Origin of the sequence: Pseudomonas sp. MEJ108 (genome assembly GCF_030208985.1) — a bacterium.
Classification (GTDB): domain Bacteria; phylum Pseudomonadota; class Gammaproteobacteria; order Pseudomonadales; family Pseudomonadaceae; genus Aquipseudomonas; species Aquipseudomonas fragariae.
Genome location: NZ_JARVSW010000028.1, coordinates 57086 through 77697, shown reverse-complemented (window position 1 = coordinate 77697; position 20612 = coordinate 57086). Strand labels below are relative to the sequence as shown.

18 protein-coding genes and 1 pseudogene are annotated in these 20612 nt (G+C 57.0%); 9 read left to right on the top strand and 10 right to left on the bottom strand.

From position 1 onward, the window contains the following. Positions 1-226: 226 nt before the first annotated feature. From QRN50_RS14720 to QRN50_RS14710, 3 genes are all read right to left on the bottom strand, one after another. Positions 227-2059 (bottom strand): ABC transporter ATP-binding protein, encoded by a 1833-nt coding sequence (locus tag QRN50_RS14720; protein WP_011268676.1) that lies wholly within the window; start codon positions 2057-2059, stop codon positions 227-229. A gap of 101 nt (positions 2060-2160) precedes the next feature. Continuing rightward, positions 2161-2724 (bottom strand): peptidylprolyl isomerase A, encoded by a 564-nt coding sequence (locus QRN50_RS14715; RefSeq protein ID WP_011268675.1) that lies wholly within the window; start codon positions 2722-2724, stop codon positions 2161-2163. 233 nt (positions 2725-2957) lie between these two features. Next, entirely contained in the window at positions 2958-3881 is a 924-nt protein-coding gene (locus tag QRN50_RS14710) for a LysR family transcriptional regulator (protein ID WP_003402385.1), read from the bottom strand. 67 nt (positions 3882-3948) lie between these two features. On the opposite strand from QRN50_RS14710, the gene QRN50_RS14705 reads away from it, so the two are divergent. Beyond that, positions 3949-4263, top strand: a complete 315-nt coding sequence (locus tag QRN50_RS14705) for a hypothetical protein (protein ID WP_003314461.1) — start codon at positions 3949-3951, stop codon at positions 4261-4263. A gap of 186 nt (positions 4264-4449) precedes the next feature. Here QRN50_RS14705 and QRN50_RS14700 read toward each other — a convergent pair whose 3' ends face one another. Further along, positions 4450-9282, bottom strand: a complete 4833-nt coding sequence (locus QRN50_RS14700) for a M10 family metallopeptidase C-terminal domain-containing protein (RefSeq protein WP_096126660.1) — start codon at positions 9280-9282, stop codon at positions 4450-4452. 267 nt (positions 9283-9549) lie between these two features. Between QRN50_RS14700 and QRN50_RS14695 the strand changes: the two genes are divergently transcribed. Then, a complete protein-coding gene (locus QRN50_RS14695; protein ID WP_096126659.1) occupies positions 9550-10428 on the top strand; it encodes a carboxylate/amino acid/amine transporter in 879 nt (292 codons plus the stop codon). Position 10429: 1 nt separating this feature from the next. On the opposite strand, the gene QRN50_RS14690 is transcribed toward QRN50_RS14695, so the two are convergent. Both QRN50_RS14690 and QRN50_RS14685 read right to left on the bottom strand, forming a co-directional pair. After that, entirely contained in the window at positions 10430-11164 is a 735-nt protein-coding gene (locus tag QRN50_RS14690; protein WP_003402395.1) for an SDR family NAD(P)-dependent oxidoreductase, read from the bottom strand. Positions 11165-11243: 79 nt separating this feature from the next. Then, positions 11244-11789 (bottom strand): BRO-N domain-containing protein, encoded by a 546-nt coding sequence (locus QRN50_RS14685; RefSeq protein WP_060400455.1) that lies wholly within the window; start codon positions 11787-11789, stop codon positions 11244-11246. Positions 11790-12269: 480 nt separating this feature from the next. Between QRN50_RS14685 and QRN50_RS14680 the strand changes: the two genes are divergently transcribed. From QRN50_RS14680 to QRN50_RS14660, 5 genes are all read left to right on the top strand, one after another. After that, complete coding sequence (locus tag QRN50_RS14680) at positions 12270-12794, top strand: SMI1/KNR4 family protein (RefSeq protein WP_096103994.1); 525 nt, start codon at positions 12270-12272, stop codon at positions 12792-12794. Between the two features lie 53 nt (positions 12795-12847). After that, the gene (locus QRN50_RS14675; protein WP_096107276.1) at positions 12848-13153 is read left to right on the top strand and encodes a hypothetical protein; all 306 of its coding nucleotides are present in this window, start codon (positions 12848-12850) and stop codon (positions 13151-13153) included. A gap of 49 nt (positions 13154-13202) precedes the next feature. Beyond that, positions 13203-13490, top strand: a complete 288-nt coding sequence (locus tag QRN50_RS14670) for a hypothetical protein (protein WP_096103996.1) — start codon at positions 13203-13205, stop codon at positions 13488-13490. A 90-nt stretch (positions 13491-13580) separates the two neighbouring features. Continuing rightward, the gene (locus QRN50_RS14665; RefSeq protein ID WP_096103997.1) at positions 13581-14126 is read left to right on the top strand and encodes a hypothetical protein; all 546 of its coding nucleotides are present in this window, start codon (positions 13581-13583) and stop codon (positions 14124-14126) included. Between the two features lie 510 nt (positions 14127-14636). Further along, positions 14637-15212: a DUF1349 domain-containing protein gene (locus QRN50_RS14660; RefSeq protein WP_096126658.1), complete on the top strand. Its 576-nt coding sequence runs from the start codon at positions 14637-14639 to the stop codon at positions 15210-15212. Between the two features lie 56 nt (positions 15213-15268). Here the strand turns inward: QRN50_RS14660 and QRN50_RS14655 are convergent, their stop codons facing one another. Beyond that, on the bottom strand, positions 15269-15706 hold the full coding sequence (locus QRN50_RS14655; RefSeq protein ID WP_162886605.1) for a DUF3757 domain-containing protein: 438 nt from the start codon (positions 15704-15706) through the stop codon (positions 15269-15271). 1037 nt (positions 15707-16743) lie between these two features. Here QRN50_RS14655 and QRN50_RS14650 point away from each other — a divergent pair. Beyond that, the gene (locus QRN50_RS14650; RefSeq protein ID WP_024693219.1) at positions 16744-17184 is read left to right on the top strand and encodes a hypothetical protein; all 441 of its coding nucleotides are present in this window, start codon (positions 16744-16746) and stop codon (positions 17182-17184) included. A 207-nt stretch (positions 17185-17391) separates the two neighbouring features. Here the strand turns inward: QRN50_RS14650 and QRN50_RS14645 are convergent, their stop codons facing one another. The 3 genes and pseudogenes from QRN50_RS14645 to QRN50_RS25915 form a co-directional block, all read right to left on the bottom strand. Beyond that, positions 17392-19512 (bottom strand): alpha/beta hydrolase domain-containing protein, encoded by a 2121-nt coding sequence (locus tag QRN50_RS14645; protein WP_096126657.1) that lies wholly within the window; start codon positions 19510-19512, stop codon positions 17392-17394. Positions 19513-19788: 276 nt separating this feature from the next. Next, positions 19789-20040, bottom strand: a complete 252-nt coding sequence (locus QRN50_RS14640) for a type II toxin-antitoxin system RelE/ParE family toxin (protein ID WP_225651226.1) — start codon at positions 20038-20040, stop codon at positions 19789-19791. A 19-nt stretch (positions 20041-20059) separates the two neighbouring features. After that, positions 20060-20131 (bottom strand): annotated as a pseudogene (locus tag QRN50_RS25915) (type II toxin-antitoxin system RelB family antitoxin); the annotation flags it as partial. Positions 20132-20199: 68 nt separating this feature from the next. Between QRN50_RS25915 and QRN50_RS14635 the strand changes: the two are divergent. Further along, positions 20200-20583 (top strand): hypothetical protein, encoded by a 384-nt coding sequence (locus QRN50_RS14635; RefSeq protein ID WP_096126656.1) that lies wholly within the window; start codon positions 20200-20202, stop codon positions 20581-20583. Positions 20584-20612 lie beyond the last annotated feature (29 nt).

Here is a 20612-nt window from a genome sequence, read left to right as displayed (position 1 = left end):
GCAAGCTCACACAACTTCTGTGTACACCTGACCGACAGGTGAGTAGCTACCCAGATATTCAGCGACTGCACGGGCCTCTTCGCGAGCAAGCTCGCTCTCACAAGTGCGGTGTACACCTGACCGACAGGCGGGGCAGCGGGGAGATCACTGCCCCTGAAGATCTTATGGCGTGTGCAGATCTTGTGGGAGCGAGCTTGCTCGCGAAGAGGCCGGCAGCCTCGCCCTATCAATCCACGCCTACAAACCCGCCCGTCTGATGCTGCCACAACCGCGCATACAGCCCGCCATGCGCCAGCAGTTCGCTGTGCGTGCCGGTTTCGGCGATCTGGCCTTTCTCCAGAACCACCAGGCGATCCATGCGCGCGATCGTCGACAGGCGGTGCGCGATGGCGATCACGGTCTTGCCCTGCATCAACGTCTCCAGGCTCTCCTGAATCGCTGCTTCGACTTCCGAGTCGAGTGCCGAGGTGGCTTCGTCCATGATCAGGATCGGCGCGTCCTTGAGCAGCACGCGGGTGATCGCGATGCGCTGGCGTTGACCGCCGGACAGCTTGACGCCGCGCTCACCGACATGGGCGTCGAAGCCGGTGCGACCTTCGGAGTCCGACAGCAGCGGGATGAACTCGTCGGCGCGGGCCTTGTGGATCGATTCCCAGAGCTGTTCATCAGTTGCGTGCGGATTGCCATACAACAGGTTCTCGCGAATCGAGCGGTGCAGCAGCGAGGTGTCCTGGGTAATCATGCCGATCTGCGCGCGCAGGCTTTCCTGGGTGATTTCGGAAATGTCCTGGCCGTCGATGAGGATTCTCCCGCCTTGCACGTCGTACATGCGCAGCAGCAGGTTCACCAGCGTCGACTTGCCCGCGCCGGAAGGCCCGATCAGGCCGATCTTCTCACCCGGTTTGATGTCCAGGTTGAGGTTGTGAATGATCCCGTTGCCATTGCCGTAATGGAAATCCACGCCGTCGAACCTGACACCGCCGTTTTCGATCTTCAGCGGCAGGGCGCCGGGTTTGTCATTGACCGTGACGGGCTGCGAAATACTTTCCAGGCCGTCCTGTACGGTGCCGATGTTCTCGAAGATGCCGTTGACCACCCACATGATCCAGCCGGACATGTTGACGATGCGGATGACCAGACCGGTGGCCAGCGCGATCGCACCCACCGAGATAATGGACTGGGTCCACAGCCAGAGGGCCAGACCGGTGGTGGTGACGATCAGTATGCCGTTCATGGTGGTGATGGTGGTGTCCATCGAGGTGACCACGCGGCCAGCCAGCTGACTCTTTTCGGTGTGGTCGCGCATCGCTTCGCGCGCGTACTGCTGCTCGTGGTTGGTGTGGGCGAACAGCTTGAGCGTGGTGATGTTGGTGTAGCCGTCGACGATGCGGCCCATCAGTCTGGAGCGCGCATCGGACGAATCCACCGAGCGCTGCTTGACCCTCGGCACGAAATACATCAGCGAGAGGATGAACGCCGCGATCCAGGTGCCCAGCGGAATCATCAGGCGCCAGTCGGCCTCGGCGAACAGCACCATCGCGCTGATCGCGTAGATCAGCACATGCCACAGCGCATCCACCGTCTGCACGGCCGAGTCACGCAACGAGTTGCCGGTCTGCATGATGCGCTGGGCGATACGCCCGGCGAAGTCGTTCTGGAAGAAATTGACGCTCTGTTTGAGCACGTGGCTGTGGTTCTGCCAGCGAATCAGGTTGGTCATGCCGGGGCTGATCGTCTGGTGTACCAGCAGGTCATGCAGGCCGACGAAAATCGGCCGCAGCAGCAGGGCCACCACCACCATCCAGATCAGCTCGGAACCGTGAATACTGAAGAAATTCTCCGGCGGCGTGGTTTGCGCCAGGTCGATGATGCGGCTCAGGTAGCTGAACAGCGACACTTCGATCAGCGCACCGATCAGCCCGACCACCAGCAGCGCGGTGAACGTCGGCCATACCTGACGCAGGTAGTAGAGGTAGAACGCGAAGACGGTATTGGGCGGGGCAGCGGTAGGAGCGTCTTTGAAGATATCGATCAGTTTTTCGAAACGACGATAAAGCATTGGCTATCACACCCACGCGACGTGGGTTCTCCTTGATAAGTGGAGGCTCTCCCGTCCGGACCGCACGAAGCCCAAGGCTTCATGCGGTGCAGGTTTCCCGATCAGTTGACGCGTTTGGCGGACTTGATCAGGATCGGGTCGACTGGCACGTTTTGCATGCCTTTCTGAGTAGTGGTGCGGGCGTTGACGATGTTGTCGACGACGTCCATGCCCTTGACGACTTTGCCGAACACTGCGTAACCGAAGTCGCGTGCGCCGTTGTCGAGCATGGCATTGTCGTTGGTGTTGATGAAGAATTGACTGGTGGCCGAGTTCACGTCCGAGGTACGCGCCATGGCAATGGTGCCGCGGACGTTATGCAAACCGTTCTGGGCTTCGTTCTTGATCGGATCCTTGGTCTGCTTCTGAACCATCTGCGGGGTGAAGCCACCGCCTTGCACCATGAAGCCCGGAATCACCCGGTGAAAGATGGTGTTGGTGTAGAAGCCGCTGTCGACATAACCCAGAAAGTTCTGGGTGCTGACCGGCGCCTTGGTGTCTGCGAGTTCGATTTCAATCTGGCCGAAACTGGTGTCGAGTACCACGTGCGTGGCTTTATCCGGGGCAGCCATCAGGTTGGCGGCGAACAGCACGGAGCAGGCGGCGAGAGCGATTTTTTTCAGCATGTGGCAACACGTCCTTCATTAAGAGATATCGACTGTGACCGGCAAGGTAACCACGTTTGGCTTTTTTTGCCCAGCGTATTGGCGGGTTTGCAGCACTTCAGGCGATCAGGCTGCACGTCCATGGACCGCACAGGATTTTCAGACTGCGTTGCTGGCGATGAATTCCAGCCGCGTGTGATTGAAGTGCAGCAGGCAGCCCTGACTGAGCGAAGAGCGCCACGTGCCTGCTCCGGTCAGGCGTTTTGCGGCGTGCCGAGTGCAGCGGTGAGCGGTGTCGTGTCAAAGCTGCGGATCAGGTCGATCAGGATCTGCGTGGCCGGGCCCAGCGGCCGGTCCTTGCTGGAGTAAAGATAGAAGGTCGGGTTACGGCTACCGCCCTTGTCCAGGCGCAGGGGCTTAAGCAAGCCTTCGCGCAGTTCGCGCTCGATCATGTGCCGCGGCAGCCAGGCGAAGCCCAGGCCGTTGCTGACGAAGGTCGCGGCGGTGCCGAGGCTGCCGACGGTCCAGCGCTGTTCCGCGCCCAGCCAGCCGAAGTCCCTGGGTTGCTGCCTGCCGGAGTCACGGATGACCACCTGCAACTGGCTTTCCAGGTCCTGAAAGGTCAGTTCGCGATTGGCCTGATGCAGGGCGTGGTCCGGGTGCGCGACGGCGACGAACTCGACCGAGCTCATCTCGGTGCCCAGATGCCCGGCAATGCTGTAGCCGCTGATGGCCAGGTCCGCCACGCCTTCGAGCAAGACCTCCTCAACGCCGGAGAGCACTTCTTCACGCAGTCGCACCCGGCAGCCGCGGCTCTGCGGCATGAACGCGGTCAGCGCCTTGACCAGACGTGCCGAAGGGTACGCCGCGTCGATCACCAGGCGCACTTCCGCTTCCCAGCCCTGTTCCATATGGTGCGCGAGGTCTTCCAGTTGGCTGGCCTGCTTGACCAGCTGCCGCGAACGGCGCAGCAGTACGCCACCGGCTTCGGTCAGCACCGCCTTGCGCCCGTCGATACGCAATAACGGCACGCCGAGCTGTTCCTGCATGCGCGCCACGGTGTAACTCACCGATGATTGCGAGCGATGCAACGCTTCGGCGGCCTGAGCAAAACCACCGTGATCGACCACGGCCTGCAATGTGCGCCACTGGTCGAGAGTCACGCGGGGCGCTTTCATGCTGTAATTCCTCTTTAAATACGGGCTTGTTGTTCTACTCTGACAATCCCGACTCGGAGATTGCCGAATGAATCGACTGTGTTGTGCGCTGCTGGTCATGTTGCCGGTGACGGCCCTGGCGTACCCCATCGAGGTGGAAAAACAGTACCAGGACGTGAAGATCGATTATGTTGCCCACGACGTCTATCACGATACCGGGTCAATCACCGTCAACAACTACGGTGAAGTAGACGCCAAATGTTCGGTGGTGTTCATCAACGGGCCGGAGGCACCGCGCACCCGGCGTGTGCAGGTTGGCGCAGGCAAGAGTCTCGACGTCTCATCCCGATTCAATCGCAGCATCATAAAGTTGCGAATCAGGCTCAGCTGTCAGCCCGCCTGAGAGTAGAGCGCTCTTATGGATAAGACAAATTTATGGGGGGTGCACAAAGGCTTTGCGTTTTTGCTCAACGCGTTGGTGATTGACCGGGGTTGTGGTGGGTGTCACTTACCCCGGTCGCTTTCGCAGATATTCTGAGAGTGCAGCCCTGTTTCCAGGGCTGTTTATGAGTGATGTGCTTTGCGACGATCAGACAATGATGTCGGCGGTCTGCAGCGTCTGCACGCCCGTGAGCTGGATTTCGAAGTCCGCGCCGACGTTGTCATCGATGTTGCCGTATAGCACGCCGTCGGCAAAACGCAGCTCACCGCTGTTGTTGGCGCTGAACGCCGCGTTGCCGATGAACACGAAGGCATCGTGGCCATCGGTCAGCGGCCGGGCATCGAAGCCGGAGAAGTCCAGCTTGTCGCCTTCGACTGTCTTGAAGCCATTGATGATGTCGCGCAGTCCGCCCAGGCCCGTATCGCTGATGCCATTGAACACGTAGTGGTCTGCGCCGGTGCCACCGATCAGCGTATCCGCGCCTGATCCGCCGATCAGCACGTCGTCGCCCGCGCCACCGGACAAGGTGTCATTGCCATCGCCGCCACTCAGGGTGTTGGCGTTCTTGTTGCCGGTCAGCGTGTCGGCAAACTGGCTGCCGATCAGGTTTTCAGTGCCTTTCAGCGTGTCCAGACCCGAGCCGCCGGTGGCTTGCTGAGCGCTGGTGTTCAGCGCAACGGTGACGCCGGCGGTGGCGAACAGATACGACACGGTGTCATTGCCGTCGCGGCCGTCCATGACGTTGTCGCCAGCGCCTGCGTAAATCAGGTTATCCAGGGCATTGCCGGTGGCATTGGCGGCCCCGCTGCTGTTGATGACGATGTTTTCCAGATTGGCCCCCAGCGTGTAGCTGGCCAGCGAGCTGTACACCGTATCGACGCCGCCCACTTGTGCATCGGTATTGGTCTCGACCACCCGGTCGGCGGCATCGTCGACGTAATAACTGTCCGATCCATCGCCGCCGGTCAGCATGTCGGCACCTGCAGCGCCGTCGAGAATGTTGTTGTTGGCATTACCGATGATGACGTTTTTCACGGCGTTGCCGGTGCCGTTGATGGCAGACACGCCGGTAAGCACCAGGTTTTCCACGTTGGCGCCCAGCGTCCAGCTGACAGACGACACCACGGTGTCCACCTGCGAGGGCGAGTCGTTGCTTTCGGTGACGGTATCGAAAGCGTTGTCGACCACGTAGATATCGTTGCCATCGCCGCCGCTCATGTCATCCGCGCCCTGATCGCCGTCCAGTACGTCATTGCCGGAACTGCCGACCAGCGTGTCGTCGTCACTGGTGCCGAAGATATGGCCGCCTTCGTTCTGGCCACTCTCGAAAATGGCCGCCGGGTCGTTGTTGTCAGCGGCGTTGCCCTGAAAACCCAGGTCATCGGCGATGAAATCGGCCAGGCGCTGGCCGACGATTTCGGCGGACTCTTCATGCAAGTGCCAGACGTCATCGGGGTAAACCAACGGGTTGACCTCGTAACGCAGGGGCAGGTCGGTGTAGTCAACCGCCAGCTTGACGTCGGCGCGCTCAGTGGCAATGGCTTCCTGGACGCTTCTGACGTACCCGGCGCCTTCGACAATGGCGTTGATCTTTTCGTCGGTGTAACCACGCGCCTTGGCCGCGTCGGTCTGGTAGTGCCCGGTTTCGGCGATGTACACGGTGAAATCACCGATCTGCGCGTGCAGGTAGTCGAACACTTTCAGGGTCGAGGCCTTGTACAGCTCGGCCGCCGCCTGCTTGTCGGTGGCGCGGGCGATTTCCTGAGCGGCTTCTTCGCCCTGACCCCAGATGATCCCGGTGGTCACTTTGTCGATGGCGGTCAGCGACGCCAGTTGCGACTTGAGCAACTCGGTGGCGCGCAACAGCGCAGGGCCCGGCTCATCGGTGTCGACCAGCCACCAGGAAACACGCTGTTCATCCTGAGTGCCGGTCGAGTAGCCGACCACGGTGCTGCCGCCCACGGCGAGGTCGATGCCATCACCGTTGGCGTCGGTGAACTGGCTGCGCACGTCGTAATCGGTGTAGCGGGTCAGGTCCTTGACCATTTCCGAGGTGCCGGACTGGTTATCGTCTTCAGTCATGCGCAGCAGGCGCGCGTTGGACTGGCCCAGGGTCGGCAGGTAGAGAATCTCCTGCGCCTCACGCTGGCCGAATACGAAGTCCGCGTCGGTGAGGGTGTCGATCAGGTTGCCGCTCAGGGCGATCTCGAAGCGATTGCCGTCGGCATCCGCCGTGGCGGACTTGATGTAGGTCTTGTCGCCGGTTTCGTTGAGGGTCATGTACAGCGTGTGGTCTTCGCCGTTGCCCAGCCCCAGAAAGCCCAGTGCGGAGACGTCTATCTTGTCCTGACCAGGGGTGAAGTCATAGATCGTGTCGGTGGCAGTCAGGCCGCCAGCGTCGTAATCGCGGTAGCTGTCGGTCAGTGCGCTGTAGACGAACGTGTCGGCATCGGCGCCACCGTACAGGGCGTCGCGTCCTGCGCCACCGTTGATGATGTCGGCGCCGGTATCGCCACGCAGCGTGTCGTCACCGCCCAGGCCCAGAATCGTATCGTTGCCTTCGGTGCCGTACAGCGCCTCGGCGTTCTCGGTGCCGGTGAGGATCCCCGGCGTCACGTTGCCCACATTGATGGCAAAACTGTCGGCCACCGAAGCGCCGGTGGCGTCGCTCGCAGTCAGCAATACCGAGTAAAGCCCGGATGCCGTGCCGCCCGGTGTGCCGCTGAAGGTCAGGGTCTTGCTGTCGAACTTCAGCCACTCGGGCAGGGCGCTGTTATCGGCCAGGGTCGCGCTGTAGGTCAGCGTGTCGCTGTCCGGGTCGCTGAAGCTGCCGGGCTGCACGGCGTAGGAGAACGCCTTCAGCTCGGTAACGTTCTGGTCCATCAGCGGCGTATTGAGCACTGGTGCCTGATTGGCGGCTGAGGCGGTAGAGAAGATGAAGTTGGACGCACTGAGTTTGTCGGCCAGGTTGCCTTGCAAGGCAATCTCGAAGCGATTGCCTGTGCTGTCGACCGCATCGGTCTTGATGTAGGTCTTGCTGCCGTCGGCATTGACCGACAGGTAAATGGTGTTGGCGCTGCCATCGCCCAGGCCGCGCAGGCCGATGCTGGACAGATCGATGCGGTCTTCGGCCGGGTTGAAGTCGGTGATCGTATCGCTTTGCTTGGTGCCGCTGGCGGTGTAATTGCGATAGCTGTCCAGGCGCGAGTTGTAGATGAACAGGTCCGCGCCTGCGCCGCCGGTCAGGGTGTCGGCATCGGCTCCCCCAGTGATCGTGTCGGCGCCCGCGCCGCCGTCGATGCGGTCCGTACCGGCATTGCCGTTGAGCACGTCATTGCCGTCGGTGCCGGTGAGGGTATCGCCGCCCGCCGTGCCTTCCACGACATGCTGGAAGATGAAGTGGCTGGCATTGAGCGTGTCTTTCAGGTTGCCGCTCAGGCCTAGCTCGAAGCGGTTGCCGCTGGCATCGGCGTCGAGTGATTTGACGTAGGTGCGGTCCAGTGTGGCGTTGTAGCTGATGTTCAGCGTACCGCCCTTGCCGCTGCCCAGCCCGGTGAAGCCCAGATTGGTCAGGTCGATGCGGTCCTGGCTGATGTCGAAGTCGGTGACCAGATCGGTGGAACTGGTGGTCGCCGTCCGGTAGCTGTCGGTCAACTGATCGAAGCGAAAGGTGTCGGCTCCCGCGCCGCCGGTGAGCTTGTCGGCCCCGGCACCGCCGACCAGGATGTCGTCACCCGAACCGCCGTTCAAGGTGTCCTTGCCCGCCAGGCCGAAGATCTGCTCGTGGGCCGCGCCACCGGTGATGACGTCGTTGCCCTCGGTGCCATTGACGGTCACCAGCGGGAACGCATCACCGGCAAAGCTGCCATCGCCATACACCAGGGTCAGCCCCTTGCTGGTGTGGCTGATGGTGTTGCCGACGATGCTGTTGCGGTCGGTGCCGTCTTCGTTGCGCTCGGCGACGCCGTAGGTGGAGTTGTCACTGCCGGTGATCGTGTTGCCACGGATCAGGTTGTCGCTGCCGCTGAAGAACTTGCCGGACACGCCTGTGGTGTCGTCGTAGGACTGAATGATGATTTCCGGAACCGCTGAACCCAGCGCGTTGTTGCTCAGGGTGTTATCGAAGATATCCACCCCGGAACTGCCGTAAATGCGCACGCCGGCGTTGCCGTTGTCGTGGATGTCCACGCCGCTGACCGAAACCTGGCTGGACAGCTTGATCAGTACGCCTTCTGCTGCGTTGCCATACACCGCGCCGCCGGTGATGGTGATGTTGGCGGGCGAGGGGATGTTCTCGCTGCCGCGCTGCACCACGATGCCGGTGCTGCCATTGCCATAGGCAACGTTGTTGCTCAGGGTGAAGTCGTGGGTGCTGGTGACCACGTTGAAGCCGTGACGATCGTTGTCATAGGCGACATTGTTTTCAAACACGCTGTCGCTCAGGTAATCGGCTACGAAGCCATCCAGGCCGTTGCCATGCGACACGCTGTTCTTGATCACCATGTTGACGGTCTGCTCGTGCGGGTCGAAGCCGTAGCCCGAGCAATCCTTGATCTCGACGCTGTCGAGGGTGACGTTCGAATCCTTGCCGTCAGAGCCTGGAATGTAACCGTTGAACCAGCCGTCCACCTTGCCGGTGGTGGCGTCGCGGTTACCGTCCAGCGTCAGGTTTTTCATGCCGAAGTCGTGGGTTTCTTCGCCATAGGCCGAGCGCACTATGCCGGTCACTTTGGTGTCCGAGCCATCCGCAAGCTTGATGATCGTCTCGCCCATGCCTGCACCCGACAGAGTGACGTTGCTCTTGAGCATCAGGCAGCCATCCGAAGGCTCCTCGCCACCGGACACGACGTACGTTCCGGCGCCCATGACCACTTCACCGCCGCCTGCCGCAGCCGCTGCGTCGATTGCGGCCTGAATGGCTGCCGTATCGTCAGTGACGCCGTCGCCCAGTGCTCCGAAGTCTTTTGTGTTGAATATCATGGTGTTACTCCAGGCGACGACGAATGTGGATGAATTGAGTCAATATTGCAGCGTCGGGATGATAAGACCTTTTTCTGTGGAAAAGTTGCCGATATAGGCTATATTTTCGTCGAAACCGACGACATGTACGTCAATAATGCGACTGTCATATTTGTGACGGGTAACGCGGAACGCGGCGACGGGTTGGCGTCAAAGATTGGCGGCCGTCGAGTGGACAGTGAGTGACGCAACCGCTATGGTCGCGCCCTTCAAAAATGGGGGGCGGGCATGGGTTATCTACTTTTCGTCACACTGATTCAGGCGTTTTCGTTCAGCCTGATCGGTGTCTATCTGGCCGGGCACGTCGACAGCTATTTCGCGGTGCTGGTCCGCGTGGTGCTGGCCGGTCTGGTGTTCATTCCGCTGACCCACTGGCGTCAGGTCGAACCCCGCTTCATGCGCAGCATGCTGCTGATCGGCGCGCTGCAATTCGGCGTGACCTATGTCTGCCTGTACCTGAGTTTCAGGGTGCTGACGGTGCCGGAAGTGCTGCTGTTCACCATCCTCACGCCGCTGCACGTGACGTTGATCGAAGATGCGCTGAACCGACGCTTCAACCCTTGGGCATTGCTGGCGGCAGTGGTCGCGGTGTTGGGCGCCGGCGTGATTCGTTACGATGGTCTGGACGGCGACTTCCTTGGCGGCTTTCTGCTGCTGCAACTGGCCAACTTCACCTACGCCGCCGGGCAGGTGCTGTACAAGCATCTGGTGGCGCGCTACCCGAGCGACCTGCCGCATTACCGACGCTTCGGCTACTTCTACCTCGGCGCACTGGCGGTGGTCCTGCCCGCGTTCCTGATGTTCGGCAACCCGCAACACCTGCCCGAAGCGCCGACCCAATGGATCGTGCTGCTATTTCTCGGCCTGTGTTCGACGGCGCTGGGCATGTACTGGTGGAATAAAGGCGCGTGCATGGTCAACGGCGGCACACTGGCGGTGATGAATAACCTGCATGTACCGCTGGGGCTGTTGATCAATCTGCTGATCTGGAACCAGCATGAGGACTTCACCCGCCTGCTGATCGGCGGCGGGGTGATCGTGGCGTCGGTGTGGATCAGTCGCCTGGGCGTGCGACGCGTGCCGGAGAGGGTTTCCGGCACACATTGAGTCAGACGTGCTGGCCGCCGTTGACGTGAATCTCCGCACCGTTCACGTAGGACGCGCCAGCCGTACACAGGAAGTAGATCAGCGAGGCGACTTCCTCGGGCTTGCCCAGCCGGTGCATCGGCACCAGCCGCTCGACAATCTCGGCGGTGCCGGGTGACAGAATCGACGTATCGATTTCACCCGGCGCAATGGCATTGACCCGTATCCCGTGCGGACCGAAATCGAAGGCCATTTCCCGGGTCAGGGCAGATAATGCCGCCTTGGACGTGGCGTAGGCGACCCCCGCAAACGGGTGGACCTTGGAGCCGGCGATCGAGGTGACATTGATGATGCTGCCCTTGGCCGCCTTCAACTCGTCAAACAAACCCCGACCCAGCAGCGCGGTGGAGAACAGATTGACGTTGAACACCTTGATCCAGGTGCTGTAATCCGACTCCAGCACACCCATGCGCCCGCCGTCCTCGGTCTTTGGGGAAACGCCGGCATTGTTGACCAGCGCATCGAGCCGACCGCCGAGCTTGTCCTTGATCGCCGCCATGCTCTCGCTGACGCTGTCGATGTTTTCCAGGTCCAGGTGAATGTGGTTGAGCAGACCTTCAGCCCACGGGCAATCATCGACCCAGTTCTGCCGCGACGCGGTAAACACCTCCCAGCCAGCGGCATTGAAATGCTTGACCGTGGCATGACCGATACCCCGGCTTGCGCCAGTCAGCAAAAGCTTTTTCTTGTCGCCCATGAGGTGCATTCCGGTTTTTAGGGTGGATGCATCATGTTTTTTGCTGGGAAGGGTGTCAACGGGGTTCAGGCAGTACCGGTCAGGCGGCAGTGCGCATTGTGTTGATGCGCTTCAACACCCTGCGCCATAACGGCCGCTTCGGACGAGGAGCTGCCTCGGCCACCACATTTGGCATGTCGCGCAAGCGAACCCAGGTTTCGCTGCGCCAGTGCAGCACGCTCAGCGATGTGCCGGGCCATTGCAGCTGGCTCATTCTCGGGTTATCGAGCGTGACGTTCTGTTGATCATGCAAGGTCGTCAGCACCTCATGCGTCAGCCACTGACGCAGCGCGCGGTTCTCGGGCACGTAATGATGAACCAGCAGCGCCAGCACGCCGGACTCGCTGATCATCAACTGCCGCTGGCACTCGCCATGAGCTTCCAGCCAGACCTCACGACGCTGATCCGCATCGAGCTTGAGCGTGGCGCGCTCATCCAGCGGCCTGCCCATCAGACGGGCAAGGTCAGCCAGGCAGAACCAGGCTTGAGATTCAGTGAAAATGGCGCGCAGGGTGCGGCTGTGGCGGAGGAAGAGGGTGGCTTCGAAATGGGGTGTAGGGGTGTTTCTGAGAACGATATTTTGCATGGGTGACGCTCTTTTTGGTTATCGAGAGCCGCCACGGATTGTCGCCAAACATTGGGTGGCAGCTGTGTGCAGGTTGGCGAACCGGGCAAAAAGACAAACCCCGGCAGACCCGAAGATCTCCCGCGCACAGCCGCCATAGCGCGACATGCAGGCCGACAGGATCTGCTGTTTCGCGATGGAGCGTATTTTTGTCTTTTCTTTGGGTCGCCAAACCCAGCCGCTGATTTTGCAGCGAACGGCGGGGAGGTTAGCGTGGCAGGGGTGGGGTGGCAAGGGTGTGGGGGTGGGTTGGGGCGTAGGAAATGTCGTTTTTTTGGGGTGGGTGAGGTGCGTGAGGTTTTGCGTTGTGGTCAGATGTTGCTTGTCTTGCAGGTTCATGACGGGGAATTGGCACATCGCCATGGTGAAAATAAAAACCGATCCTTATTCGAGGCGATACAATTTTAAGTATTCAGCCGACTCGCCAGGGAAAGAGTGAATATGCCCGTTATCCATAGAAAAGGTTTGCAACAAGCTGACCTGGAATTGCTAGCGTCAGAGATTGATAGAGTATTGCCAGCAGATTACAAAGAATTCTTGATGAGCATGAATGGGTTTTATATAGGGGCTCCTGACTACGTTGTGCTGCCTCTGCCTGCGGCTGACGGCGTTATCATTAGCGTTGATCGTTTCTTTGGTCGGCTGCCTGATGAGGCATGCAATGATATAGTCGCATTTAATCAAGAATTTTCTGGTGAGCTTGATTTTCTGCCTCAGGCAATTATTATCGGTGAGGATGGGGGTGGCAATCCTTACGTGATACTGCAAGGCAGTGAAGAGGTTGTTGCAGGAGTTTACTATTGGGATCGCACTCATTTACATGCGTCAGACAAACTCAAATCGCCTTGCATTGCCGAAATGAATGAGTGTGGGAATCTTTTTTTCATGGCCTCTGATTTTTTTCAGTTTTACGATAAGATAATCTCTGTCCTGAAGGGGGCACCGCAATTTATAGAAGAAGCTTAGCTCATGAAGGGGCGCCTGCAGGCATGGAGTATCCGGCGGATAAGGATGTGGTTATGAACGTTGATCAGGCTGTTGATACTGTGTATGCCAGGTTGGTTGAAAAACACTCCATTCCGGAAAAAATCCGGTTTAGGGTCGAAGTGTCTGACGAGGAAGTTTCTGAGCTTTTTTTGGCAGTTGACTTTTTAATTGAGTATTATAAAGGGCGGGCAGTTATTCCCAAAAGACTAGCGCTTGCTTTTGTTGATGTTTATGTCGGCTTTAATGTCAGTGACGATGTGTATGATGAGCGCGAGCGTTGCAGATATGAGGATATTGGAATCGCTCTTCAGCAGAAGGCCTATGATTTGTTTGACTGATGCAGCGTTGGCCTCAATGGTAGATGCGTTGTAAAAGGCAAGGTGTGCAGTGAGCGAATTTTACCTGGAAGCACTACTTGGCATTATTTTGGCCGATTTGAGCGATATTGCATCGGCGCATGGCGGGCGCGGACTCGGGTCGATTATTCTCGATTACGAGAAAACGCTGGCTGGCTTTTTGCAGGGTACGCTAAGTGTCAACTTTATCCGTGATACGCCCGGAGCGTACCTTGAGATTTACAGTGATTATGAACATCCGGTCCTCAATAGGATGGTTGTTGCTCAAGAGCACGTGCGCCTTTACATTGAGCGCAATAAAGCGACTGGCCATGCATAGTCGCCAATTCAGTATGGGCAACGTTTATCTTGATTGCCGAGAAGATAAAGCCTATATAGCGTTACGGCGTATCCGTTCGGGTGGAATCATATGCAATGGAATTTGATTTTTGAGCACGAATCTGTTTCTCCTCTTCTCGGCAGGCTGAATGATCTGGAAAAAACACTGCTGATTGCCTGCTATCTCTATCGGCAGGTCCGGCTTTTGAGACGGTTCGATAACGTCTATGCCACCGACCTTAGTAGCCTTTTTTTGAGGTCGTTAGACGTTGCTCTGTCGGGGCACAGGGCATCAGTTGAAGCTATTGAGCGTGTGGTAAGCAGCCGTATACCTGACACCGAAGAGTACACCGAACAGGAGGGCGCTTATGCACAAAATCTGGTCATCGCGCTGGATTACTTTTTGTTGTTTCTGTTAGAGGTTGACGAGGCCAAACTTCAAAGCTGTATAAATATGGCGCTTCAAAATCTGGATCTATTAAACTTCGAAGCCGATGAGGGTTACGATGAGGTCAAGGTCACCATGGGGGAAATCGCAGTCGTATCTGGGTTGGTCGCTGATATTTTGAGCTTGAGACGCTCGCTCTATAGAGGCGTCGACCTGCTGGAGGGGTTAGTGAGTGAATATAAAATTTAAGGCAATGAAATAGAGCGACTGACAATTTAGTCAGTCGTCTTTTAAGTGCTCAACCATTATCGAGCGTGCCAGCATGGTTGGTAAAAATGGCCTTCAAAAAAATAGTGATAAAGACTCATCTGTACGCTGTTTATTTTATGTGCCTCCTTACGTATGCGTTCTTGCACGGATCAGAGTATGACTGGATGGAACCTGCCTCCATCGTGCCTTCCATCGAAGACGTGGGGAGCAGTCGGTCTGTAGTGCGCGGTGCCGCAGTCGTTATTGTTTTAATGGTACAACTATTAATCTGCATAGCAGGTTCTCGGCGTGAGGCGCTGGCCACCGTCGTCTTGCTCGGGGTCGTCCTGGCGGTTTACTGGTGACGTCAAAGCATCAACCAGCACAACATCAGCTAACTTTCTTACTGTCGCCTATTCGAGTGGCATCACCTTCGGATCGAATTTTGAACATTGCCTCGCGATCCCAGCCAGTAACCTCTACCCTCAACAACCCCACACAGGAGGCGACATGTTCGACAAAGGCATCTGGCTGAACCAACCTCAGCACTGCAGCGTGACGGACGAGCGTCTGACGGTCACCACAGACCCGCAAACCGATTTCTGGCAGCAGACGCACTACGGCTTCTGCCGCGACACCGGTCATTTTCTGGGTGTTTCGGTGACCGGTGATTTCACTGCGCAAGTGCATGTGCAGGGTGATTTCAAGACGCTTTACGATCAGGCGGGCTTGATGGTCCGCATTGACGAGCGCAACTGGGTCAAAACCGGCGTTGAAGTCAGCGACGGAGCCCTGATGCTGGGCAGCGTTTTAACCTGCGGACAATCCGATTGGGCAACGGGTGTATTTGATGATTCGTCATCCGGCCTCTGGCTGCGAGTCACCGTCGCCAAGGGCGTGCTGCGCATTCAGCACTCCAGCGACGGCCTGCGCTGGCCGCTGCTGCGCCTGGCGCCATTTCCCGTGAGTGAGTCTTATGCCGTAGGCCCAATGTGCTGCAGTCCGGAACGGGGAGGGCTGGAGGTGGTGTTCTCTCATTTCGAGGTCATGCCTGCACTGGGCAAGGATTTGCATGATCTGACGTGAGTGACTCTTCAGCGAGCCATTGCAGGCTTGCTGAAGAGCGACAAGGTTATTTCGTATTACTGAACGACAGTGAACTTGCAGTTTTCAGCTGATGTTTTTTCACACACGTTATAGACAAGACCAAAAGGCCCATCTTCTTTTTCCCAGGCACTGCCTGCGGTTTTTATAGTGAAATCCTTATTGTTTTTAGCGATGAAACGCATGTCCAGCGCCTCGCGTCCACCGATGTTGTAGGTGCAGTGTTGCAACATCTGAGGTGCGTCTGCACCCTCTTGAATAGCGATGGCCAGGTCAAACGACTGCACAGGCATTTTCTTTGTCACAACGCCTTGCAGCACGCCGGTCCACTCGCCGTCATTGCCGCTCGCCCGGTAAACACCGGGCGAGACCTGCTCAATCTTCGAGACAGCAGGGCAGTTTTCTGCAGCTTGGGAGGTCATGGATATACCCAGCAGGGAGGTAGCAATTGCAGCGCTGATTAATACTTTTTTCATGATATTCCTTAAATTGAGAATTTAATTCTTGATGTGTATATGCGCGTATGTGTAGAGCTTTTACGAAGTTAGGCCGAGCGAGCTTGTTTCCCAAGTCCGCTAGTTGGTTGCATATGGCTATCTAGTGTGTAGCAAGAAATGTGTTGCTTGTTATCTCATTATTAAGCGAGGTGCGTGCTTCAGTAGTAACTTGATCGTATCCAGTGTGGATGGGTTTATCGTAGGTGTTAGTCTGTCTATTGTCTGCGCCTTCAAGCCTTAATTGTTTGTAGGAAATGGCGTTGGTTCGTGTGGGGAAGGTGGGTTGGCTGATTACTCCTGAAGCCCTGTCCACACAGGCATGGCAAGGGCTTCGCGCGGGATGACGACTCGAAAGGCCAAGCCGGGGGGCTTTACCAAGGCTTGGTTCGTGAAAGCCACTCCCCACAGGCGTACGAACCAATAATGCCTTTGCGGTATCCGCAGATGGGAACCGAAATCTTCGGCTGGCGGGATGGCGGTTATGGTCCATTAGATCTAACGTCGAAGCGCTCAGAAATTCTGATCATTCTTGAGGCACCATTCATGTATGTGCGCTTCGACCAAGCCAGCGCCATAACTTCATTTTGGCTAACCAGAGGCCATCCGGCGTACCCAGTATTCTAGGACTTCTCTTTCGATATTCAGGGCCATGGGAAAAAATCGGTTCTGATGGGTAGCAGCGACTAGGCTAGGGAAGTATGTCCCTCGAACTCTCTTTTGTTCGGGCCTGCTGTTAATTACTGCTTTGGTTCGATCGACTGCCGCTGGTCAAGCAAGCGGCGGCTGTCGATCCAAAGCGGCCGATTGCCGAAATCGGCTAACAGCTGAAAGCAGGCTATTGCATGTGCGGGACGTCGACTCATTTTAGACAGCTAACCTAGATTCAAAAATTACTGGGGACCTCAGGCTGTTACGCTATTGGTTGGGTCACAGCCGCAAAGAGCCTCGTTCGCGTTAATGATGGCTCCTAGCATTTCTTTTCTGTAAATTAGGTTTTTTCTTGCCAGGCGACAATTATGCTCCCCGCAGACTCCTACCGCGAAGCCCTCAACTCACATCGGCATTACGACACTATGGCAAACATGGCCCTGTCTCTCATGGTCGCCACTATGGCGGGTACTCCGGTCTTGTATGGAGCGATATCAAAGATCTTGGGAGCTGAGCTTGTTTTTTTACTGGGCGTGGTCATCATTCACTTTACTATTCAAACGTATAAACGTTTTGATAGCTACGCCGCTATTGCGTTGAACGTAGCAGCTGCTATTGAGAGCGACGACCAGCGATTCCGCTCTCCTGCTCTTGGCTTCGCCACTGTATTCAAAGACATCCAGCGTTTTCCCACTTTAGCTCCCAATGGTGTTTCGCGCACCTATCGACGGATCCGTTCAGTTGGATACGGAGCCTCTGCATTGTTCCTGCTGGGAGCCTTACTAGTTTTCGTTAAGGGTTTTTCCTAGGGCAGTCTAATCATCGGCTTAGTAGCCCCTGTTTTAGGCTCAGTATGGAAAAGCAATGTCTTAAGCAGGTATCGCCCCAAAAAGCCCAAAGCCCAGAGCCCGCAGTTACGCGAGCTCCAGGGCATTCCTTGCTATACCTGCCATGGATATCAATCAAAGGCGGCAAGGTTTAAGACAACTCTTTTTCGAAGGAATGATCACCCCTGCTCAAGGCCCTGCACGCACACCTTTCTCCTGTGCTTCCTTTACAAGCCGCTCACGGTCTTCAGGAAGCAGCATCCGCGCCTCAACCAGCGAATCTGCAGCTTTACTCACTGCAGACACATACGCCTCCTTCGTGGGGTAGCGTTCCTCCAGGGAAAGGCGAGGGTCTCCGGCCACGATTCGCTCTTTCTTCGTCGCGGCAAACGGGAGGAAGCTGCCTTGGAAGTTACAAAAGCCACCATCGAAAAATTCGGGCCGGAAGGTATTCCAACCCGTGTAAGTCCCGATGGGAGCACCCAGATACACATCCCGAACGCCACCCACATCAATTCCGTCTGCATCCACTTGAGGTACCAGGAGGCCGTAACTGCCAACCCCCGGTTTCGGCGGCTCGTTTGTGAGAATGCCAGAGCTGTCTTCGGGACGAAAACCAGGTCCAAAGTCAAGCACTTGCAGGCTGTTGACGGCACCAGTGTAGCGGAGCTCGGGGCGCGAAACGCCACCATAATTGGTCGCGGGGATGAGCGGGAAACTGACCCTGTCCGCCGGCACGAGGGTGCCGTCCGCCACAGAAGGCTTTATCGAAGCCGGCGGTGTTGTGTCATCACGAACCCAGCCAACGAGGTTGATGAACGCTGCGCGCATGGTCCAGGTGTGTGGATTTGGATTTGATTGAACCTGGCAAAGGCCGAAAGGTGGGTTAGCCGGGAGTGGCAAAGACGGCGGGGCATGCTGCGTACTTGCCATAATAAAAGTGCGGACGTTTTCCGGTTCAGGTGCATCACGCAAGCCGAGTGGATCGGTAAGGCCAAGCGACTGGCGTCCTTCCCAAAGTTCAAGGGCCGTTGCCATGTGGAATATCAGAGGGCAAGTATTGTTATCGTTGCAGCGATCCAGCAAACCCTGCGAGCGTCCGGTAACAGTGTCGGTTTCCCGGCCATAGGTAAACGGAAAATCGTAAGCAGGGTAGTCATGATCGACCTGCTGGCCCCACGCCCGACCAGGTTGAGCAAATCGAATGTTGAGTGGCATCAGGCCACCACCGATATGCGGCATCGCACCATCATAGACCCGATGACCTTCCTCGCTGCGGTTGAAACCCAGCGCGATCATGCTGCGGATGAATCGCCCGGCTTGTGATGAGCCAGTGATAATCGACTTGACCTTAGGCCCATGCACTACAGGGTTGGGCACACCGGCATCGTCATGCTCGGCCTGCTGGAAAAACGCACCAACATCCCGTGCGATCGCAAAACCGATACCCATTACCGCCGGCTCCTTGGCCTGGTAAATCAGCTCGTAAAGCTTACCGGGCTGAAAACCAGCGGGTAGGCATATCTGGGTTTCGTTCGGCGTATTGCAATCGCCAAACTTCCAGTCATTCACTGGAATTTCCTGTCGGGGCGCATTTGCCCGCGAACGCACCGTCAACGTCGGACGAAAGCCATCCGCGAGCACTTTGTTATTGTCGGTTTCAACCGATTTGTAGCTCGTGTGAGGCGGCGTGGAGGTGAACCAACCTGCAGACAGGTTAAGGCTGACGGTCGGTGAGAGCGTGGTCAACTCACTGCGCACCACACCTGTTACCGGCGACCCATCAGTATTTATGGCCGTCGGTAATTGCACCATCATGCGGTTGTCACCCGGGGCAACGTCCCCCTGCCAGGCAAACGCGATCAGCGTCGTACCCTGGCGCTGTAGAAAACCGTCCCCAGCGACTTCGAAGTTGTTGAACGCTGCTGGACTACCCCGCATATCAGCGTTGAACAATAACATCGCGCGCTTAGAGCCTCGATTTGGCACGTCGAATAGAAGAATATCATTCGATTTGGCCACGTCAGCGGGACGCAGGATTGCAACATCAGTCGTGTATTCAACCATCCCACGACCGTTACGGGGCGCAAGTTCGATGTCTTGAATAATCTTGTTTCCAGACGCTCCTGGGTCTAACTCACCATGAGCGCGCGCAAAGACGCGTTCGTAAGCCCCTGTATTCCCGAAGCTTTCGCCTCCGAACGCGGTTTCGGTCCGCAGGATCTCCAATTGTGTAATTCGGGCTTGGGCGGGTGCTGCAACGATCATCATGGCGCTTGCAAACGCTGCAGCATGAAATAGGCGATTCATCTTTACCCCCAATTTGTCGTTTTTTTATGGATGGCTTTTGATGCTCTGATGACAATGATTTGTACAGACTAAAGGGCTTCAAGCATAGCTCGCAGCTAGCTCGGTTATCGTAAATTCGTGAGCGTTCCGAGAGCACGCCTTGCCAATTTCAGCATGGGCTGTTTTTCTGCAAAGTCAGGTGGTGCTTAGGTATTTCTGGACCGGTAAGTTAGATATTACCGCTGGACCGATGGCCTTTTCTGATTCGACATAAGCACCAACACCTCAATCGAAGATTTACCCGGCGTCGGTAGGGTAGACCTGTCTGGCGTGAAGCACCGCTAGAACCTCGATCCGATCTGTCAATTTGTAAACAACGAGATAATTAGGGTGCACAACGATTTCCCGTGTTCCAGGCGCTAGCCCATGGCGATACAAGTAAGGATGTTGAGGTAGGGCCGAAGTGGCTACTTCTATTGCCATTCCCAGCTCGCTGGCTGCTCTTACGGTTCTGTCTGCAATATAGGAAAGTATTTGCTGCAGGTTAATTCGCGCTGCCGGCCGTCACTCAACCAGCATCTGACGGAGCCTGCTTCGACTCTAGAAACGCACGCATCTCGGCCATGACCTGATCGTGTGGATACCAGCGCGTCTGGTTGCGTGTGCAGTTCTTGATAACTCCATCCAGACCGCAATCGGAGCCCAACGATGCTGGACACATTAGATATGAACTTCCACGGAAAACGCCACACAGATTTCGACCTCAAGCGAATCATTAAAGCCCAAGAGCAAGGTTTCGACATGCCGGTCACTGCTTACCTTTGCGGAGTATCCATCAGGGCGCGCGCAGGTATCGGTGTGGTGTTTGGCCACAAGCGAAAAGACCAATATGGGCGGTTCGGCAACGGTCACCTGATTAGGACTTCTGACGTGCTGAAGGTCGAACGTGAGGGGAGGTTTTGGGTGATGACGACGGAGAACTCGCGGTACGTACTAGCGACGTTTCAGAGGGGTAATGGGCGAGCGTCCCTGCGTGACTATTTGCGGGTCTCGAAAGGGCAGCACCATTTATCTCCGCGTGTGCTGCAGTAGGGATCGCTAGCAAGGAGGGCGTTGCATTG

What these genes read in the sequence shown, in the direction of transcription:
- QRN50_RS14720 (WP_011268676.1), bottom strand. Translation starts at nt 2,059, where the DNA reads ATGCTTTATCGTCGTTTCGAAAAACTGATCGATATCTTCAAAGACGCT.
- QRN50_RS14715 (WP_011268675.1), bottom strand. Translation starts at nt 2,724, where the DNA reads ATGCTGAAAAAAATCGCTCTCGCCGCCTGCTCCGTGCTGTTCGCCGCC.
- QRN50_RS14710 (WP_003402385.1), bottom strand. Translation starts at nt 3,881, where the DNA reads ATGAAAGCGCCCCGCGTGACTCTCGACCAGTGGCGCACATTGCAGGCC.
- QRN50_RS14705 (WP_003314461.1), top strand. Translation starts at nt 3,949, where the DNA reads ATGAATCGACTGTGTTGTGCGCTGCTGGTCATGTTGCCGGTGACGGCC.
- QRN50_RS14700 (WP_096126660.1), bottom strand. Translation starts at nt 9,282, where the DNA reads ATGATATTCAACACAAAAGACTTCGGAGCACTGGGCGACGGCGTCACT.
- QRN50_RS14695 (WP_096126659.1), top strand. Translation starts at nt 9,550, where the DNA reads ATGGGTTATCTACTTTTCGTCACACTGATTCAGGCGTTTTCGTTCAGC.
- QRN50_RS14690 (WP_003402395.1), bottom strand. Translation starts at nt 11,164, where the DNA reads ATGGGCGACAAGAAAAAGCTTTTGCTGACTGGCGCAAGCCGGGGTATC.
- QRN50_RS14685 (WP_060400455.1), bottom strand. Translation starts at nt 11,789, where the DNA reads ATGCAAAATATCGTTCTCAGAAACACCCCTACACCCCATTTCGAAGCC.
- QRN50_RS14680 (WP_096103994.1), top strand. Translation starts at nt 12,270, where the DNA reads ATGCCCGTTATCCATAGAAAAGGTTTGCAACAAGCTGACCTGGAATTG.
- QRN50_RS14675 (WP_096107276.1), top strand. Translation starts at nt 12,848, where the DNA reads ATGAACGTTGATCAGGCTGTTGATACTGTGTATGCCAGGTTGGTTGAA.
- QRN50_RS14665 (WP_096103997.1), top strand. Translation starts at nt 13,581, where the DNA reads ATGCAATGGAATTTGATTTTTGAGCACGAATCTGTTTCTCCTCTTCTC.
- QRN50_RS14660 (WP_096126658.1), top strand. Translation starts at nt 14,637, where the DNA reads ATGTTCGACAAAGGCATCTGGCTGAACCAACCTCAGCACTGCAGCGTG.
- QRN50_RS14655 (WP_162886605.1), bottom strand. Translation starts at nt 15,706, where the DNA reads ATGAAAAAAGTATTAATCAGCGCTGCAATTGCTACCTCCCTGCTGGGT.
- QRN50_RS14650 (WP_024693219.1), top strand. Translation starts at nt 16,744, where the DNA reads ATGCTCCCCGCAGACTCCTACCGCGAAGCCCTCAACTCACATCGGCAT.
- QRN50_RS14645 (WP_096126657.1), bottom strand. Translation starts at nt 19,512, where the DNA reads ATGAATCGCCTATTTCATGCTGCAGCGTTTGCAAGCGCCATGATGATC.
- QRN50_RS14635 (WP_096126656.1), top strand. Translation starts at nt 20,200, where the DNA reads ATGCTGGACACATTAGATATGAACTTCCACGGAAAACGCCACACAGAT.